The following is a 17,615-nucleotide window of genomic DNA, read 5'->3' as shown; positions in this document are numbered from 1 at the left end:
ATCGTTGCGCCGTTCTTCTCTCTGACAATTTCGCCATGCACTCGCTTTATGACGTGCCGGCTCCGGCCAAGCTCAATCTGTTCCTGCACATCACCGGCCGCCGACCCGACGGCTACCACCTGCTGGAATCGGTCTTCATGCTCATCGACTGGCACGATGTGCTGCATTTCGAGCGCACGGCCAAGGGCCAGATCAGCCGCGAGGACCTCAGCGGCATGGCCCTGCCCGCGGACGACCTCATCACCCGCGCAGCCCGCGCCCTGCAGCAGGCCACCGGCTGCACCCAGGGCGCGCATATAGGCATACACAAGCATCTGCCGGCCCAGGCCGGCATGGGCGGCGGCTCATCCGATGCGGCCAGCACGCTGCTGGCTCTCAACCGCCTGTGGAATCTGCATCTCTCGCGTCAGGAACTGCAAAGCATAGGCCTGACGCTGGGCGCCGACGTGCCGTTTTTCCTCTGCGGCCACTCGGCCTGGGTCGGCGGCATCGGAGAGATCATTACCCCGCTGACGGGAGCCAGCGCCCTGCCCGAGCAGCAGTTCATCGTGGTCAAGCCCGAGCAGGGCCTGGAGACCGGAAAAATTTTCGGCAGCGAATTTCTGAAGCGCGACACAAAGCCTGCTACAATCGCGGACTTCGCTGCAAAGCACTTTGGTTTTGGCCAAAACGACTTGCAGCCGGTCGCCGAAGGCTTGCAGCCTGAAGTGAAAAAAGTCAGGAACTGGCTCGAATCCTTCAAATTGCATGCTACAATGACGGGCTCAGGAAGTGCAGTATTTGCACCGATGACGCAGACGATTGATTTGAACAGTGCGCCAAGCACCTGGAAAATCAGGATCTGCAAAAATCTGGAAAATCATCCACTTTTGAGTTGGGTTTCAGATAACGGGTTATAAGGCTGTTTGTTTTCGACAAAAGGCCTGTGTAGGGGAGTCGCCAAGTTGGTCAAGGCACCGGATTTTGATTCCGGCATGCGAGGGTTCGAGTCCTTCCTCCCCTGCCAAACATCTTCTTGCGTCAAGGCAACCCATAGCACTGGGACGCACAATGCATTCACATCACTCTGATTTCATGGTCTTCACGGGCAATGCCAATCCAGGCATGGCCGAAGAGATTGTTAAGCACCTGGGCACCACCTTGGGTGCTGCCGACGTTGGCCGTTTCTCCGACGGAGAAGTCGCGGTCGAAATCAAGCAGAACGTTCGCGCCCGCGACGTTTTCGTGGTTCAGTCCACCTGCGCACCGACCAACGACAACCTCATGGAGTTGCTGGTCATGGTCGACGCGCTGAAGCGCGCCTCGGCCGAGCGCATCTGCGCCGTGATCCCCTATTTCGGCTACGCCCGCCAGGATCGCCGCCCCCGCTCCAGCCGCGTGCCCATCACCGCCAAGGTGGTGGCCAATATGCTGCAGGCCGTCGGCGTCGAGCGCGTTCTGACCATGGATCTGCACGCCGACCAGATCCAGGGCTTCTTCGACATTCCCGTGGACAACATCTACGCAACCCCGGTGCTGCTGGGCGATCTGCGCCAGAAGAACTACGAAGACCTGATCGTCGTCTCCCCCGACGTTGGCGGCGTGGTGCGTGCGCGTGCCCTGGCCAAGGAACTGGGTTGCGATCTGGCCATCATCGACAAGCGTCGCCCCAAGGCCAATGTATCCGAAGTCATGCACGTGATCGGCGACATCGACGGCCGCAACTGCGTGATCATGGACGACATGATCGACACCGCCGGCACGCTGGTGAAGGCTGCCGAGGTGCTCAAGCAGCGCGGCGCCAAAAACGTGTACGCCTACTGCTCGCACCCCATCTTCTCGGGTCCGGCACTGGAGCGCATCGGCAACGGCTCGGCCCTGGACGAAGTGGTCGTGACCAATACCATTCCGCTGAGCGCCGCCGCCCAGCAATGCGGCAAGATCCGCCAGCTGTCCGTGGCCGGCCTGTTTGCCGAGACGATTCACCGTATTTCCACGGGTGATTCGGTCAGCAGCCTGTTTACGGAATAAAATCTCAGGTTTTTCGGCTCCGAGCCCAAGCAAACCTCCTTCGGGAGGTTTGACTGTTTCGAGGCCATCGCAAGAATCCGGAGCCTGCGGGCACAGATTCTTTTTTCAATCGGGCGAGGCTGGTCGCGGTCCGCCCCTCAAGGAGTTAGTTATGCAATTCGTCGCTTTTGAGCGCGCCAAGCAAGGTACGGGTGCGAGCCGCCGTCTGCGTCTGTCGGGCAAGACCCCTGGCATCGTTTACGGTGCTGGCGAAGCCCAACTGATCGAAATCGATCACAACGCCCTGTGGCACGCCGTGCACAAGGAAGCTTTCCACTCCAGCATCCTGGACATGGAAATCAACGGTCAAGTGACCAAGGTTGTGCTGCGCGACGTGCAGTTCCACCCCTTCAAGAAGCTGGTGCAACACATCGACTTCCAGCGCGTGGACGCCAACACCAAGCTGCACATGAACGTGCCTCTGCACTTCGAAGGCCTGGAAGAATCCCCCGCCGTGAAGGGCGAGAACTGCACCGTGACCCCCCTGATGCACGAACTGCAAGTGATTTGCGAACCCGCAAACCTGCCCGAGTTCATCAAGGTGGACCTGAGCGCCCTGACTTCCAAGTCGGTGCTGGGCCTGCAAGCCCTGAAGCTGCCCAATGGAGTGAAGGCTGTGGTGCGTGGCGCCAACAAGAACCCTTCCCTGATCTCGATCAAGCTGCCCGAAGTGGCTCCTGCCGAAGGCGCCGCACCTGCTCCCGCAGCTGCTCCCGCCAAGAAGGGCAAGAAGTAATTCTTGTGGCTTCGGTACAGCGCCTGTCGCTGTACCCCATGCAAAAAGCCCACTTCGGTGGGCTTTTTGCATGGTGCGGTCCCAATCCTGCGGCCAACCGCAGAAGAAGATAATCACGCCATGATCAAACTGTTTGTCGGCCTGGGCAATCCCGGCCCTGAATACGAAGACACGCGGCACAACGCCGGCTTCTGGTGGATCGATGCGCTGGCGCGCGAACTCAAGGTCACGCTGGTGCCCGAGCGCAGCTACTGGGGACTGATGGCCCGCACCGCCATCCACGGCCAGAACGTCTGGCTGCTGCAACCCCAGACTTTCATGAACCTCTCGGGCAAGTCCGTGGGCACGCTGGCGCGCTTCTTCAAGATCCAGCCCGAGGAGATTCTGGTCGTGCACGACGAGCTGGACTTCGAGCCCGGCCAGGTCAAGCTCAAGCGCGGCGGCAGCCATGGCGGACACAACGGCCTGCGCGACATCCATGCGCAGCTGGGCTCGGCCGACTACTGGCGCCTGCGCGTGGGCATAGGCCACCCCGGCAACAAGGCCGATGTCGCGCACTGGGTGCTCAAGAAGCCTGCGCCCGACCAGCTCAAGCTCATCGAGGACGGCATTGCCCACTCGCTCAAGGCCTGGCCCGAGCTGATCGCGGGCCAGATGGACAAGGCCACGCTGGCCATCCACACCACCAAGCCCCAGCGTCCCAAGCCGCCGCGCAAGCCCGCGACGGACGCCGCGGCCACCGACACGCCCTGAGGCTCTGCAAAAACACAGATAGCTCCTGAATCAGGAGCTATCTGCGCTTGGTCTGCAAGGGCCGGGCGCCCAAAAACCCCTTATTCTGCCGACTTGCCCTGCTGCAGCAGCTCATATTTCTTGAGCAATACCTCGCGGCTTTCCACATATTCCGGGTTCACGGGAATGCAGGCCACGGGACAGATCTGCACGCACTGCGGCTCATCGAAATGGCCCACGCACTCGGTGCACTTATGCGGGTCGATCTCGTAAAACTCCTCGCCCATATAGATTGCGTCGTTCGGGCACTCGGGCTCGCACACATCACAGTTGATGCATTCATCGGTAATCATCAATGCCATGTGGCAGCTCCTCTGCAGTCCTTTGTGTCTTAGAACATTATCCCAAGCCGTCCAAGACATGACAGCAGCCGGGACAAAGCCGCGGGCGCCATCGCGGCGGCACAATAGCCACTATGCTGCGCAGCACGCCAACGGCCTGTCGCGCTCTTTTTTCCGATGCAACCACGCCTGAATTCATGAGCATCTTCTTGCTCAAACGCCTGATCACGCTGATCGCCACCCTGCTTGGCGCCTCCATCGTGGTGTTTGCCGTGCTCGAAATCCTGCCCGGCGACGCCGCGCAGATGCTCATGGGCCCCGATGCCGCCCCCGAGGCCGTGCAGGCCATGGCCCGGCAGCTCGGCCTGGACCAGCCGGCCACAAGCCGCTACTGGCAATGGCTGGCCGGCCTGCTGCATGGTGACATGGGCAACAGCTACGCCTATGGCTCGCCCGTGTCGGAGCTGGTCTGGGAACGCCTGAGCGTCACCGTCCCGCTGGCCGTGCTGGCCATGCTGCTCACCGCGGTGCTCGCCATCAGCGCCGGCGTATTCGCCGCTGCCCGGCACAAGCGCTGGGGCGACGTAGGCGTCATGAGCCTGGCCCAGATCGGCATCGCCATTCCCAACTTCTGGTTTGCGATTCTTCTGATCCTGCTGTTTTCGGTGAAGCTGCAATGGTTCTCGGCCGGCGGCTTTCCGGGCTGGAGCGAGGCCGAAGGCGGCGGCTTCTGGCCCGCGTTGCAGGCGCTGCTGCTGCCCGCGATCTCGCTGGCCGTGGTGCAGGCCGCCATCCTGGCGCGCATCACGCGCTCGGCGGTGCTGGAGGTGCTGCGCGAAGACTTTGTACGCACGGCCCGCGCCAAGGGCCTGTCGCGCGGCGCCGCGCTGTGGCATCACGTGCTGCGCAATGCCATGATTCCCGTCGTCACCGTCATGGGCCTGCAGTTCGCCAATCTGCTCGCGGGCACCATCGTGGTGGAAAACGTCTTCTATCTTCCGGGCCTGGGCCGGCTGATCTTCCAGTCCATCTCCAACCGCGACCTGATCGTGGTGCGCAACTGCGTGCTGCTGCTGGCCGCCATGGTGGTCGTCGTGAATTTTGTGGTCGATATGCTTTATGCCGCCATCGACCCCCGCATCAAGGCCGGCGATATATGAGCATGCGCCCCGAATCCGCGGCCCCAGCGCGGGCCGCAAGCTTTGCACGGCGCGCCCTGCAGCACCGCAGCTTTGTGCTCGGCGCCCTGCTGACCGCCCTGCTGCTGGCCGCGGCCTTGCTGTCCTTTGCGTGGACGCCCGGCTCGGCCTACGAGATGGATATGGACGCGGCACTGCAAGGCGCGGGCGGCCCGCACTGGCTGGGCACGGATGCTTTCGGCCGCGATGTGGCCTCGCAAATCCTCATCGGCGCACGCGCCTCGATTGCCGTGGGACTGATTGCCGTGGGCCTGGGCATGGCGCTGGGCGTGCTGCTGGGACTGATTGCGGCCGCCTGCCGCGGCTGGGTCGAGGAGATACTCATGCGCCTCGCAGACTTCACCTTCGCCTTCCCCGCCCTGCTCTCGGCCATCATGCTCACCGCCGTGTTCGGCGCCGGCATGGTCAACGCCATCATCGCCATCGGCATCTTCAACATCCCCACGTTTGCGCGCATCACGCGCGCCTCGGCCAATGCCATCTGGGCGCGCGACTATGTGCTGGCCGCGCGTGCCTGCGGCAAAAGCCGCATGGCCATCACGCTCCAGCATGTGCTGCCGAACATCGCCTCCGTGCTGGTGGTGCAGGCCACCATACAGTTCGCGCTGGCCATCCTGGCCGAGGCCGCACTGTCCTATCTGGGCCTGGGCACCCAGCCGCCCCAGCCCTCCTGGGGCCGCATGCTCAGCGAGGCCCAGACCCTGATGTTCCAGGCCCCGCTGCTGGCCGTCTGGCCCGGTGTGGCGATTGCGCTGTCGGTGCTGGGCCTCAATCTGCTGGGCGACGGCCTGCGCGATCTGCTGGATCCGCGCCTCGCGCGCGAGCGCTGATGCCGGGAAAGAGCCACATGCCTTTGCTTGAAGTCTCCAATCTCTCCATCCAGCTGCAGACCCGCCGCGGCCCGGCCCAGGCTGTGCGCGATGTGAGCTTCACGCTGGAGCGCGGCGCCACGCTGGGCCTGATCGGCGAGTCGGGCTGCGGCAAGTCGCTGACAGCCCTGGCCCTGATGGGATTGCTGCCCGAGCACGCCCAGGTGCAGGGCAGCATACGCCTCGACGGCCAGGAGCTGCTGGGCCTGAGCGAAAGACGCCTGTGCGCGCTGCGCGGCAACCGACTGTCCATGGTGTTCCAGGAGCCCATGAGCGCCCTCAACCCCGTGCACAGCATAGGCCGCCAGGTGGCCGAGCCGCTGCGCCTGCATCTGGGCCTGAGCCGCGGCCAGGCCCGTGCTCGCGCCACGGAACTGCTGGAGCGCGTGGGCATTGCCCAGGCGGCCCAGCGACTGAACGACTATCCGCACCAGTTCTCCGGCGGGCAGCGCCAGCGCATCATGATCGCCATGGCCCTGGCCTGCGGCCCCGACCTGCTGGTGGCCGACGAACCCACCACGGCGCTGGACGTGACCGTGCAGCAGCGCATTCTGGACCTGCTGCAGGAACTGGTGGCCGAGCACTCCATGGCCCTGGTGCTGATCTCGCACGATCTGGGCGTGATCGCGCAGAACGTGGAACAGCTGCTGGTCATGTATGGCGGCTCGGTGGTCGAGTCCGGCATGACCGAAGCCGTGTTTGCGCGGCGCGCCCACCCCTATACGCGCCGTCTGTTTGCGGCACGCCCGCAGCTCGGCGCCCCGGGACTGGCACGCCAGCACCTGCCCACGATTGCGGGCACGGTGCCCGAGCTGGTCGATATTCCTGTGGGCTGCCCGTTCGCGGGACGCTGCGGCTATACCAAGGAGTATTGCTATGTGGAGCGGCCTCAGCCACGCATGCTGCAAGTGCCCAGCCTGCCGGCTCCGGCCTCGCTGGCCTCCTGGCGCCAACCCCATGTGGTGCGCTGCCTGCGCGACGAAGCCATTGCTGCGGGAGAGTCCGCATGATCGCCTCCTCTCGCGGCGCTCCTGAAACCGCAGCAGATGCTGCTTGCCTGCTGAGGGTTAGCGATCTAAAACGCTCTTATGCTCGCCCGCGCACCTCGCTGTGGCACCGGCCCGAGCCGCTGCAGGCGCTGCGCGGCCTGAGCTTCGAGCTGCAGGCCGGGCAAAGCCTGGGCGTGGTGGGCGAATCGGGCTCTGGCAAGTCCACGCTGGCGCGCCTGGTCATGGCGCTGGACAAGCCCAGCGCCGGCAGCGTGGAGCTGCTGGGCCGCGACCTGAACCGGCTTGGCGAGCAGGAACTGCGCGCAGCGCGGCGCGACTTCCAGATGGTGTTCCAGGACCCCTATGGTTCGCTGGATCCGCGCATGACGGTGGAGCGCATCGTCGGCGAGCCCCTGGGCACGCTCATGGAGCGGCCCGGCCCTGCGGCCAGGCGCCAGCAGGTGCGCTCCGTGCTCGAACAGGTGGGCCTGCGCGCACAGGATGCGGACAAGTATCCGCATGAATTCTCGGGCGGTCAGCGCCAGCGCATTGCGATTGCACGCGCCCTCATCACCCGACCCAGACTCATCGTGGCCGACGAGCCGGTAAGCGCCCTGGATGTCTCGGTTCAGGCCCAGGTGCTCAACCTCATGCAGGACCTGCAGCGCGAGCTCGGCCTGTCCTATCTGTTCATCAGCCACGACCTGGCCGTGGTGCAACATGTCTGCGACCAGGTCATCGTGCTCCATCAGGGCGAGATCGTGGAGCGCGGCACGCCGGACCAACTGTTCTCGGCCCCCGAGCACCCCTATACCCAGGCCCTGCTCAAGGCCGCGCCCAGAGCGATCTAAGAGCGTGTTCACGCTCTAACAGCTCGGCCGCACAGTTGTTCACACACTAGGGCGCCGGATGCGGGCGACTCGTCTCCGGGCCGGCCTGCGTGGTGTAAAAACGCATATGAAACAGGCTCCCGCCCACAGCGGGACCTGCAGCGCTTTTACCGGCCCTTGCGGCCCGCCCCCCCTCGGAGACTTTGTTGATGCTCAATCGCCGCTCCTTGCTGGCCAGCTCGGCTGCCAGCTTGCCCTTGTTCACCACCTGGCCCGCCCTGGCCCAGGCTAGGAAGGACAGCGTCACGCTGGCCATGACGCTGGAGCCGCCGGGACTGGACCCCACGGCGGGCGCGGCCTCCTCGATTGCCGAAGTCGTGCACTACAACGTGTTCGAGACCCTGACCAAGATCAACTCCGACGGCAGCGTCTCGCCGCTGCTGGCCGAAAGCTGGGAGGTCTCGCCCGACCTCAAGACCTATACCTTCCGCCTGCGCAAGGATGTGAAGTTCCAGAACGGCGAACCCTTCAACGCGGCGGCCGTCAAGTTCTCGTTCGACCGCGCGGCCGACGACAAGAGCACCAACAAGGACAAGCGCACCTTCGCCAATCTCAGCACGCAGATCGCCGACGAACACACGGTGGTCATCATCAACAAGGATATAGACCCCGACTTCCTGTTCGTGATGGGCCAGGCCACCTCCATCATCGTCGAGCCCAAGAGCGCCGCCACCAATGCCAGCAAACCCGTGGGCACCGGCCCCTATATGCTGGCCGCGTGGAGCAAGGGCGCATCGGTCACGCTGGCCGCCTGGCCGGGCTTTCGCGCGCCCCAGAGCATCCGCATCAAGCGGGCCGTGTTCCGCTTCATCCCCGATCCCGCGGCCCAGGTCGCCGCGCTGCTGGCCGGGGACGTTGACGCCTTCCCGCGCGTCACGCCGCGCAGCGTGCCGCAGTTCAAGAGCAATCCGCGCTTCCAGGTGGTGGTGAGCAACTCGCGCGCCAAGACCATTCTGGCCATCAACAATGCGCGCAAGCCCTTGAACGATGTGCGCGTGCGCCGCGCCATCGCGGCCGCCATCGACCGCAAGGCCGTGATCGCGGGCGCCGCCGACGGCTATGGCGTGCCCATAGGCAGCTATTACGTGCCCACGGCCTTCGGCTATGTGGACACCACGGGCATCAATCCCTTCGACGTGGAAAAAGCCAAGGCCCTGCTGGCCGAGGCCGGCATCAAGACGCCGCTGACGCTGACCATGACGCTGCCGCCCACGCCCTATGCACGCCAGGGCGGCGAGCTGATCGCGGCCCAGTTGGCCAAGATCGGCATCCAGGTCAGGTTGCAGAACGTGGAATGGGCGCAGTGGCTGTCGGGCACCTATACCAACAAGAACTACGACCTGAGCATCATCTCCCACGTGGAGCCCTTCGACCTGGGCAACTTTGCCAAGCCCGATTACTACTGGGGCTACCACTCTCAGGAGTTCAACGAGCTGTTCGAGAAGATCAAGCACACCCCGCGCCCCGCCGACCGCGCGCGCCTGCTCGGCGACGCCCAGCGCCTGCTGGCGCGCGACTCGGTGCACGGCTTTCTCTACACCCCGCAGTGGGTCACCGTGGCCGACAAAAAGCTGCGCGGGCTATGGAAGGACATGCCGGTGTTTGTGAATGACCTTTCCGCCCTATCCTGGGGATAGCGCGTAAACACCCCCTGAGGCGCTTTGCGCCTTCCCCCTCTCTCTACGCGCTGTGCGCTACGGGAGGGGGACGATGCCTTCGCCTGGGCGGCCCCGCCGCGAGGCGGCTCTTGCTCGGCATCCCTGAGTTGGGGCACGCCAGTTTTTGAGGACGCTTGTTCAGCGCTGGACCAAAGCCAGCCGCAGCGCCAGCGCGCCAAATACCGTGGCCGCAATGCGGTTGAGCCAGCGCTGGGCACGGGCCGAGCGCAGCAGAATCTGGCCGAACAGGCCAGAGCCGCAGGCGATGGAGCCGAACACCAGCAGCGTGGCCAGCATGAACACGCAGCCCAGCGCCATGACCTGCGGCGCCAGGCTGCCGCGCGCCGGGTCGGCGAACTGGGGCAGAAAGGCCAGAAAGAAGATCAGCACCTTGGGGTTGCTCAGATTCATGAGCACGCCGCGCCCCGTCCAGTGCAGGGCCGAGCGCCATGTGAGCCGGTCGCGCTCGGACCGGGCCTGCATCTGGCCGCCGGCGCTGACCGGCGCGCGCCAGGCCCCCCAGGCCAGATAGGCCAGGTAGGCGGCGCCGCAAAGCTTGATGGCCGTGAACAGCATGGGCGAGGCTGCGACCATGGCCGCCAGCCCCAGCGCCACGGCCGTGGTATGGCCCACGAGGCCCAGGCACAGGCCCAGAACCACGCACAGGCCCACGCGCCAGCCGCGCTGGGCCGACTGCAGGAGCACGAACAGATTGTCCGGCCCCGGGCTCAGGCCCAGCAACACGGCCACGCCGAAAAAAGCGATCAGGGTCTGCAAATCAGGCATGGGGATTTTTCGTTGCAATCAAATCAATAGCTGCTTGCGCCATTCAGGCATGTGATCTGGATGACTTTTATCTCCAGTCCAAGAATGGGCAGGTGCTGGCAGCTCATTTTTTCGAGGTAATGCGCTTCTCACAGGCCAGGTCGGCGAACGGGCCGTCGTAGAGACTCCAGGCCTGGCCCGGAGAAAACTGCTGGCAGCTCAGCGCGCCGTCGAGCTGGCTGCGCCACAGATACCAGGGCGCAGGCGCCGCCGGCACCGGCAGTTGCAGCGCGGCCAGCAGGGCCGCGCACAGGCATCGCTTCCAACGGAGATACGGCTTCATGATGGGTTGGCTCCTTGTGGCAACGGCATGGGCACCGTGACTATCCAGCCTTCCAGCGCATCCATGGCCGCGGGCAGACCGTAGCGTGCGTCGCCTTCGGCATGACGCATGGCCGCCCATGCGGCCTGCAGCAGGCAGAGCACGGCATCCAGCGCATCGCCGCTGGCGTCTTCGACAAGCGCTGCGCGCTGGCTGGCGTCGGGCAGCAGCCTCAGGCCGAGCATGGGCAGGCCTTGCTCCAGGGCCTGGACCAGTTCCCGGCGCGCCAGGGCACGCTCGGGATTCTGGTGCGCGGCAGCATCGCTCTTATAGCTGCGCCGCCCGAGCACGGAGCGGGCCAGCATACCCGGATAAGCTTCCAGCCCCACCCGCGCGGCAGGTTGCGCGGGCTCGGCCTGCAGGCCCGGCAGATGGACGCCCGCGGCGCGCAAGCGCGGCAGGCCCGCATGCAGCATATAGGCCACGGGCGGGTTCACCCATTTCATGGAAGGGCTGGCGCCCGCCGGAATGTCGGTGGCGCGGTGTGCAAACTTGCGCCCTGCGGGGCGCGCGTCGCAGAAGGCTTTGAACTGCTCGCGTATCTGCGGCCGGCTCAGCGCCGCATAGTGCTCCATGCAGGCCGCCCAGTCGGCTGGCCAACCAAGGCTTTGCACCAGCTCGCGCGGCAGGCCAAAGGGCAGGTCGAAGCCGCCTATCCATGGCCCGTGCTGCGCGGCGGCCAGCCACTCGCTCCAGCCGTCCAGCGTCGCAAAGCGCAGCAGCCCGTTCAGCTGCACACACTGTTTCTCCATGCAGAGCTGACCACGCGCGATCACGATGGGCTTGCGGGCCGTGGGACTGCTGCTGAAGTCGCAGCCCAGGATCTGCATGCCCATGCCTCAGCCCAGGCCCAGAGCCGTCACGCCCAGAGCGATGAGCACGGCACCCGCAATGCGCAGCGCGCGGTCGCCCTCGCCTAGCAACTTGCCGCCGATCAGCGCCGCAAACAGCATGGACACCTCGCGCGCCGGCGCGACATGGGAAATCGGTGCGCTCTGCACCGCATACAGCACCAGCACATAGGCAATGGGGCTGAACAGGGCCACGACGGCCGCATAACGCCACTGGACGCGCCACAGGCGCCGGGTTTCGGTCCAGTCGCTGACGGCCAGCGGCACGAGCATCACCAGGCGCAGCAGATTGCCCACATAGTCGAGCAGAATCGGTGACATCAGCAGCACCTTGACCGCATAGCTGTCCACCACCGTGTAGCCCGCAATGAACAGGCCGGTGAGCAGACCGTAATACAGCCCGGCCAGCACGCGCTGGCGGGTCTCGGCGTCATGGCCGTCGCGCACGGCCGCGATCATGCGCGGACCGCCCGCGATCAGGAACACGCCCAGCACCACGCCCGCGATGCCGGCCGCGCCTAGGGTGGTCAGCTGCTCGCCCAGAAAGATCACCGCCACCAGCGACGAGATCAGCGGGCCGCTGCCGCGCGCCAGCGGGTAGACCACGGTGAGATCGGCTACGCGGTAGCCGCGCAGCAGCACCACGAAATAGAACACATGCAGCACCGCGCTCGCGGCCACAAAGGCCCATTCCGTCCAGCCCCATTGCGGCACCACATCCTTGCCCAGCCACCAGCCCAGCGGCATCCAGATGATGGCGTTGCAGACCGCGGTATAGAGCGAGAAGCGGGCGTCGCCACCGGCCTTCTTGGCCACGATATTCCAGCCCGAGTGAATCAGGCCGGCCAGAATGATGAGAACAAAAGCTTGCAGCGACATGGATGACATGGCTACCGCAATACAGGATGCGGGCGGCAGCTGAAAAAGCAAAAGGCCGCGCGACGCGCAGCCTCTTGGAAGGGATGAATCAGAGCATTGCTTACTTGCGGGCAGCAATCAGCGAAAGAAACTCGCGGCGCAATTCATTGTTGGTCAGGAAGGCACCGCGCATGACGGAGTTCAGCATCTTGGAGTCCATCTCGCGCACGCCGCGCCAAGACATGCAGAAATGCGAGGCCTCCATGACCACGGCAAGTCCGTCGGGACGGGTCTTGTCCATGATCAGGTCGGCCAGCTGGATGATGGCCTCTTCCTGGATCTGGGGGCGGCCCATGATCCAGTCCACCAGACGCGCATACTTGGACAGGCCGATCACATTGGTGTTCTTGTTGGGCAGCACGCCGATCCAGATCTTGCCGATCACGGGGCAGAGGTGATGGCTGCAGGCGCTGCGCACGGTGATCGGTCCGACGATCATCAACTCGTTCAGATGCTCGGCATTGGGGAACTCGGTGATCGCGGGTTGGTGCACATAGCGGCCGCGAAACACCTCGTTGAGATACATCTTGGCCACGCGGCGGGCCGTGGCCCGGGTGTTGTGGTCGTGCACGGTGTCGATCACCATGGAGTCGAGCACGCCCTGCATCTTGTCCTGAACCTCGTCCAGCAGTTTCTCCAGCTCGCCGGGCTCGATGAATTCCGAGATGTTGTCGTTGGCGTGAAAGCGCTGGTTCGCTGCCTTCAGCCGCTCGCGGATCTTGACCGAGACGGGCGTGCCCTCGGTCGAATTGTCTTTTGTCATGTCGGCGAGTTCTCTGAACATATCGGTCATGGTACCAGTGAATAAACGACCCAAAGCTACAAAGGATTTGTCATCCAAATGCAGGTTTGCAAGGCGCAGCAAGCTATGGTTTCAGTAGCGTCAGGGCACACCACCCAAAACAGGCATACCCCCAACCAGGGACAGCAAGCAAGGGCCTAGGCGGCCCCGCCGCCCCGCAGCAAGGCTGTCGTCCCCCTCCGCGAAGCAGAGAGGGGCGCCCGGCTAGGGGGAAGGCGCGCAGCGCCTCAGGGGGTGCTACAGCCTGAACTCCGCAATCAGCGGCAAATGGTCGGACATGCGCCACCAGATGCGCCCCTTGGGCACCTGCAGGCCCAGCGGCGTGAGGCCGCGCACATAGATATGGTCGAGCTGCGCAATCGGCAGGCGCGAGGGGTAGGTCGAGATGCCCTGGGTTTCCTCAAATTCGAACAGGCCGAAGCCGGCAAGCATGCGCTTGATCTGGTTGCCCCAGTCGTTGAAGTCACCGGCCACCACCAGCGGGGCGTTGGGCGGCACCTCGCGCTCTATGAAGCGCTGCAGCTGGGCAATCTGGCGGATGCGGCTGCCGTGGATCAGGCCCAGATGCACCACGATGGAATGCACACGCTTGCCCTGTATGTCCAGCTCCACATGCAACAGGCCGCGCTGCTCGAAGCGGTGGTCCGAGATGTCCTCGCGCTGGTAGCCGATCACGGGCCAGCGGCTCAGCAAGGCGTTGCCGTGCTCGCCGTCCCTGGTATAGGCATTGGTCAGATACACGGACTCATAGCCCTCGGGCGCCAGATACTCGGCCTGCGGCACATTGGGCCAGCGGTCGAAGTACGCTTCTTCCTTGCGGTTCATCTTGCGCACCTCCTGCAGGCAGACGATGTCGGCATCGAGCTGCTCCACAGCCAGGCCCAGATTGTGGATTTCCAGGCGCCGGGCCGGGCCCAGGCCCTGGACTCCCTTGTGAATGTTGTAAGTGGCCACGCGCAGTATCTGCGGGTCAGAGGCGGGAAACTGGATTTCAGACATAGATTCCGACTTTTTCATGGCTGCCGCCTATGCGCGGGCAAGGCGGGCAAGCTCCGGATCGAAACGCGGCAGCAGCAAGATGGCCTCGGCGTTGGAAAAGGAAAAGCAACGCTGGGCGGCATCGCGCCAGTCATGCCAATCATGTGCGGTGTGCTCGCCGGGATTCAAGTGCACCTGGGTATCGGCCGGCACACGCAGCCCGAAAACCCTCTCCCGGTTATGCCAGACGCCGGGCGCGTAGCGGTGCTGCCACTCGGGGTAGATGGTGTAGACATTTTCCAGATTCCAGTCAAGCAGACTGCAACCCTGGGCCAGCGCATCGATGCCGGTTTCCTCGCCCACCTCGCGCACGGCGGCCTCGCGCCATTCCTCGCCTGGGCTGTCCTTGCTGCCGGTCACGGACTGCCAGAAAGCCCCGCCTTCCGGGGCCGGCGCCGTGCGGCGCAGCAGCAGAACCTTGCCGTCCCCGCGATAGATCACCACGAGCACGGACTCGGGGATCTTGACTGGCGGCGGCTGCACTGGGCTCATCGGTTCATGGTAGCGCGTACGCCGCGGGACCGGGCGTAGCCTTGTCGGGCACAGGGTCTAGCGCCGCGAACTAGCGCCGTGAATTCCCGGCCTTGGTGGCGACCTCGGGCGGCAGGCTCTTGGCCTGCAGCGCGCGCAGCTGGTGCACCAGCTGGTTGTGGGAGTCGAGAAAGGCCGCGGCGATGACCTTGCCCTCGTTGGTATTGCTCCAGCCGGCGCCACCCGCACCGCCCAGCCGGCCTATGACCAGCCCTCCCACGCCCAGATCGGTGGCGCGGGCCGAGCCGGTAGCCGCGGCCACCTGCTCGGTGGTTTCGGTATCGGTCAGAAACAGCGCGGTCTGCGCCTCCTTGAACCTGACCTTCTCGGCCATGCCCGCCAGCCCGGCCAGATCGCGCAGCACGGGAATCATGGCGATGATGCCCGACAGGCCGCCGCCCGCGTTCTGCTCGCTGAAGGTGAGGCTGGGCACCAGCTGGTACTGCGCCTCGTAGCCCCGGCCTTTCTGCACCGTGCCGTCCTTGCGCAGCACACCCGCATCGCGCAGCTCGCCCTCGCGCAGCGTGCCCTGCAGGCCCACGTTGCGGTCCACCACGCGGAAACAGCCGCTTTGCTGGGCCAGCAGCTTGATCAGCGGCACCGGCGTGGACGGCAGCTGGCCGTTGCCATAAGGCATGACATAGCCGCCGGGATTTTCCACCAGCGCCACGGTGGCGATGGGAGCGTCGCAGGTCTCCAGGGAGCTGGCCGCATTGCGTGCGCCCTGCGGCCCCGCCGAGCCCGAGATCTCGGAGCCACCCGCGCCCAGCTCGGTCCCTTTTTCGCTGCAGCCGCCCAGCATCGCAGCGACCCAGACGGCAAGCATGCAGCCTCCTGCTCTCCACATTAAAACCATAGCAGCCTGCGCCTTCATATCCTTGAACTTGAGGTGACCGAGCTTGGAAGGCGTTGGATGGAGCGCGCCGCAAGCTCACAAATAAAAACGCCATCCAGCTCTTCGCTGAATGGCGTTCGCACTATCCCACAGGCTTGCCGGCGGGCCAAGCCCTATTCGAGCCGTGACACCTGGGCGCCACAGCCCGCTCGGTCTCAGGCCTCGGTGGTCACCACCGCGGGGTTGCGCAGCTTGATGTGCAGCTCGCGCAGCTGCTTCTCGTCCACGGGCGAGGGAGCCTGGGTCAGCAGGTCCTGGGCGCGCTGGGTCTTGGGGAAGGCGATCACGTCGCGGATGGACTCGGAGCCCGTCATCAGCGTGATCAGACGGTCCAGACCGAAGGCCAGGCCGCCGTGGGGGGGCGCGCCGTACTGCAGCGCGTCCAGCAGGTAGCCGAACTTGGCGCGCTGCTCGTCGGGAGTGATGTTCAGCGCCGCGAAGACCTTGGCCTGCACGTCGGCGCGGTGGATACGCACCGAGCCGCCGCCCAGTTCCCAGCCGTTGAGCACCATGTCATAGGCCTTGGCGATGCACTTGCCGGGATCGGTGTCCATCAGGTTCTCGTGGCCGTCCTTGGGCGAGGTGAACGGGTGGTGCACGGCCACCCAGCGGCCGCTGTCCTCGTCATGCTCGAACATGGGGAAGTCCACCACCCACAGCGGTGCCCACTTGTCTTCGAACAGGCCGCTCTGCTTGCCGAATTCGCTGTGGCCCACCTTCAGGCGCAGCGCGCCGATGGAGTCGTTGACGACCTTTTCCTTGTCGGCGCCGAAGAACAGCAGATCGCCGTCCTGGGCGCCGGTGCGCTTGAGTATCTCGGCGATGGCCGCATCGTGCAGGTTCTTGACGATGGGCGACTGCAGGCCGTCACGGCCCTTGGCCACTTCGTTGACCTTGATCCAGGCCAGGCCCTTGGCGCCGTAGATCTTGACGAACTCGGTGTAGCTGTCGATCTCGCCGCGGCTGATGGCAGCGCCGCCGGGCACGCGCAGGGCCACGACACGGCCGCCCTTGGTCGTTGCAGGCGTGGAGAAGACCTTGAAGTCCACGTCCTTCATGACTTCGGTTAGCTCGGTGAACTCCAGCTTGACGCGCAGGTCGGGCTTGTCCGAGCCGAAGCGGAAGGCCGCATCCTGGTAGGTCATGATGGGGAATTCGCCCAGATCCACGTTCAGCTGGGTCTGGAACACTTCCTTGATCATGCGCTGGAAGATGGCGCGGATCTCTTCCTCGTTCAGGAACGAGGTTTCGCAGTCGATCTGCGTGAACTCGGGCTGACGGTCGGCGCGCAGGTCTTCGTCGCGGAAGCACTTGGTGATCTGGTAGTAGCGGTCGAAGCCGGAAACCATCAGCATCTGCTTGTACAGCTGGGGCGACTGGGGCAGGGCGAAGAACTCGCCGTCATGCACGCGCGAGGGCACGAGGTAATCGCGCGCGCCTTCGGGCGTGGACTTGCCCAGCATGGGCGTCTCGATGTCGATGAAGCCTTCCTTGTCCAGGAAGTTGCGCACCTGGATGGCGGTCTTGTAGCGCAGCATCATATTGCGCTGCATCACGGGACGGCGCAGGTCCAGCACGCGGTTCGTCAGGCGCACGGTTTCCGACAGGTTTTCCTCGTCCACCTGGAACGGGGGCGTGACGGAAGCGTTGAGCACGTTGAGCTCATGGCACAGCACTTCGATCTGGCCGCTCTTGAGCTTGTCGTTGGTCGTACCTGCGGGACGCGCGCGCACCAGGCCCTTGATCTGCACGCAGAACTCGTTGCGGATGCCTTCGGCGGTCTTGAACATCTCGGCGCGATCGGGGTCGCAGACCACCTGCACATAGCCTTCGCGGTCGCGCAGGTCGATGAAGATCACACCACCGTGGTCGCGGCGGCGGTTCACCCAGCCGCACAGCGTCACGGTTTCGCCCATCAGGGCTTCGGTCACCAGACCGCAGTAATGAGAACGCATTGCCATGAAAATTCT

Annotated in this window: 19 protein-coding genes and 1 tRNA gene; 10 read left to right on the top strand and 10 right to left on the bottom strand. The window is 64.7% G+C overall.

What is annotated here, in order from left to right; genetic code table 11:
- Nucleotides 1–35: 35 nt before the first annotated feature.
- The 5 genes from ispE (at nucleotide 36) to pth (ending at nucleotide 3,538) form a co-directional block, all read left to right on the top strand.
- Nucleotides 36–899 (top strand): 4-(cytidine 5'-diphospho)-2-C-methyl-D-erythritol kinase, encoded by an 864-nt coding sequence (ispE, locus tag AB6724_RS03740; protein WP_369337161.1) that lies wholly within the window; start codon nucleotides 36–38, stop codon nucleotides 897–899.
- 30 nt (nucleotides 900–929) lie between these two features.
- Nucleotides 930–1,006, top strand: a tRNA-Gln gene (locus AB6724_RS03735).
- A 44-nt stretch (nucleotides 1,007–1,050) separates the two neighbouring features.
- The gene (locus AB6724_RS03730) at nucleotides 1,051–2,010 is read left to right on the top strand and encodes a ribose-phosphate pyrophosphokinase (RefSeq protein WP_369337160.1); all 960 of its coding nucleotides are present in this window, start codon (nucleotides 1,051–1,053) and stop codon (nucleotides 2,008–2,010) included.
- Nucleotides 2,011–2,161: 151 nt separating this feature from the next.
- Nucleotides 2,162–2,785 carry a 50S ribosomal protein L25/general stress protein Ctc gene (locus AB6724_RS03725; protein WP_369337159.1) on the top strand — a complete coding sequence of 208 codons (624 nt, stop codon included), beginning with the start codon at nucleotides 2,162–2,164 and terminating at the stop codon, nucleotides 2,783–2,785.
- Between the two features lie 120 nt (nucleotides 2,786–2,905).
- Nucleotides 2,906–3,538, top strand: coding sequence for an aminoacyl-tRNA hydrolase (gene pth, locus AB6724_RS03720; protein WP_369337158.1), 633 nt, complete (start codon nucleotides 2,906–2,908; stop codon nucleotides 3,536–3,538).
- Nucleotides 3,539–3,618: 80 nt separating this feature from the next.
- On the opposite strand, the gene AB6724_RS03715 is transcribed toward pth, so the two are convergent.
- On the bottom strand, nucleotides 3,619–3,879 hold the full coding sequence (locus AB6724_RS03715; protein ID WP_369337157.1) for a YfhL family 4Fe-4S dicluster ferredoxin: 261 nt from the start codon (nucleotides 3,877–3,879) through the stop codon (nucleotides 3,619–3,621).
- A 176-nt stretch (nucleotides 3,880–4,055) separates the two neighbouring features.
- On the opposite strand from AB6724_RS03715, the gene AB6724_RS03710 reads away from it, so the two are divergent.
- The 5 genes from AB6724_RS03710 to AB6724_RS03690 all read left to right on the top strand — a co-directional run bounded on the left by AB6724_RS03710 (nucleotide 4,056) and on the right by AB6724_RS03690 (nucleotide 9,442).
- Entirely contained in the window at nucleotides 4,056–5,018 is a 963-nt protein-coding gene (locus AB6724_RS03710) for an ABC transporter permease (protein WP_369337156.1), read from the top strand.
- A complete protein-coding gene (locus AB6724_RS03705; protein WP_369337155.1) occupies nucleotides 5,015–5,887 on the top strand; it encodes an ABC transporter permease in 873 nt (290 codons plus the stop codon). Before AB6724_RS03710 ends, AB6724_RS03705 begins: the two co-directional genes overlap by 4 nt.
- A gap of 17 nt (nucleotides 5,888–5,904) precedes the next feature.
- On the top strand, nucleotides 5,905–6,936 hold the full coding sequence (locus AB6724_RS03700; RefSeq protein ID WP_369337154.1) for an ABC transporter ATP-binding protein: 1,032 nt from the start codon (nucleotides 5,905–5,907) through the stop codon (nucleotides 6,934–6,936).
- Nucleotides 6,933–7,766 carry an ATP-binding cassette domain-containing protein gene (locus AB6724_RS03695; RefSeq protein WP_369337153.1) on the top strand — a complete coding sequence of 278 codons (834 nt, stop codon included), beginning with the start codon at nucleotides 6,933–6,935 and terminating at the stop codon, nucleotides 7,764–7,766. The genes AB6724_RS03700 and AB6724_RS03695 overlap by 4 nt, the downstream gene beginning before the upstream one ends.
- A 188-nt stretch (nucleotides 7,767–7,954) precedes the next feature.
- Nucleotides 7,955–9,442 (top strand): ABC transporter substrate-binding protein, encoded by a 1,488-nt coding sequence (locus AB6724_RS03690; RefSeq protein ID WP_369337152.1) that lies wholly within the window; start codon nucleotides 7,955–7,957, stop codon nucleotides 9,440–9,442.
- A gap of 159 nt (nucleotides 9,443–9,601) precedes the next feature.
- Here AB6724_RS03690 and AB6724_RS03685 read toward each other — a convergent pair whose 3' ends face one another.
- The 9 genes from AB6724_RS03685 to aspS form a co-directional block, all read right to left on the bottom strand.
- Nucleotides 9,602–10,249, bottom strand: a complete 648-nt coding sequence (locus AB6724_RS03685) for a LysE family translocator (RefSeq protein WP_369337151.1) — start codon at nucleotides 10,247–10,249, stop codon at nucleotides 9,602–9,604.
- 103 nt (nucleotides 10,250–10,352) lie between these two features.
- Complete coding sequence (locus tag AB6724_RS03680) at nucleotides 10,353–10,571, bottom strand: hypothetical protein (RefSeq protein WP_369337150.1); 219 nt, start codon at nucleotides 10,569–10,571, stop codon at nucleotides 10,353–10,355.
- Complete coding sequence (locus AB6724_RS03675) at nucleotides 10,568–11,440, bottom strand: DUF429 domain-containing protein (protein WP_369337269.1); 873 nt, start codon at nucleotides 11,438–11,440, stop codon at nucleotides 10,568–10,570. The genes AB6724_RS03680 and AB6724_RS03675 overlap by 4 nt, the downstream gene beginning before the upstream one ends.
- A 9-nt stretch (nucleotides 11,441–11,449) precedes the next feature.
- Entirely contained in the window at nucleotides 11,450–12,340 is an 891-nt protein-coding gene (locus tag AB6724_RS03670; protein ID WP_369337268.1) for an EamA family transporter, read from the bottom strand.
- A 100-nt stretch (nucleotides 12,341–12,440) separates the two neighbouring features.
- Nucleotides 12,441–13,163: a GTP cyclohydrolase I gene (folE, locus tag AB6724_RS03665; RefSeq protein WP_369337149.1), complete on the bottom strand. Its 723-nt coding sequence runs from the start codon at nucleotides 13,161–13,163 to the stop codon at nucleotides 12,441–12,443.
- A 255-nt stretch (nucleotides 13,164–13,418) separates the two neighbouring features.
- On the bottom strand, nucleotides 13,419–14,180 hold the full coding sequence (locus AB6724_RS03660) for an endonuclease/exonuclease/phosphatase family protein (RefSeq protein WP_369337148.1): 762 nt from the start codon (nucleotides 14,178–14,180) through the stop codon (nucleotides 13,419–13,421).
- 27 nt (nucleotides 14,181–14,207) lie between these two features.
- A complete protein-coding gene (nudB, locus tag AB6724_RS03655) occupies nucleotides 14,208–14,711 on the bottom strand; it encodes a dihydroneopterin triphosphate diphosphatase (RefSeq protein WP_369337147.1) in 504 nt (167 codons plus the stop codon).
- A 70-nt stretch (nucleotides 14,712–14,781) separates the two neighbouring features.
- Nucleotides 14,782–15,576 (bottom strand): CsgG/HfaB family protein, encoded by a 795-nt coding sequence (locus AB6724_RS03650; protein WP_369337146.1) that lies wholly within the window; start codon nucleotides 15,574–15,576, stop codon nucleotides 14,782–14,784.
- 224 nt (nucleotides 15,577–15,800) lie between these two features.
- Complete coding sequence (aspS, locus tag AB6724_RS03645) at nucleotides 15,801–17,606, bottom strand: aspartate--tRNA ligase (RefSeq protein WP_369337145.1); 1,806 nt, start codon at nucleotides 17,604–17,606, stop codon at nucleotides 15,801–15,803.
- Between the last annotated feature and the right edge of the window lie 9 nt (nucleotides 17,607–17,615).

It is taken from the genome of Comamonas guangdongensis, assembly GCF_041079535.1.
Taxonomy (GTDB): domain Bacteria; phylum Pseudomonadota; class Gammaproteobacteria; order Burkholderiales; family Burkholderiaceae_C; genus Comamonas; species Comamonas guangdongensis.
Note: the sequence above shows the minus strand (reverse complement) of the source record. Positions and strands in the feature narration are given on the sequence as shown.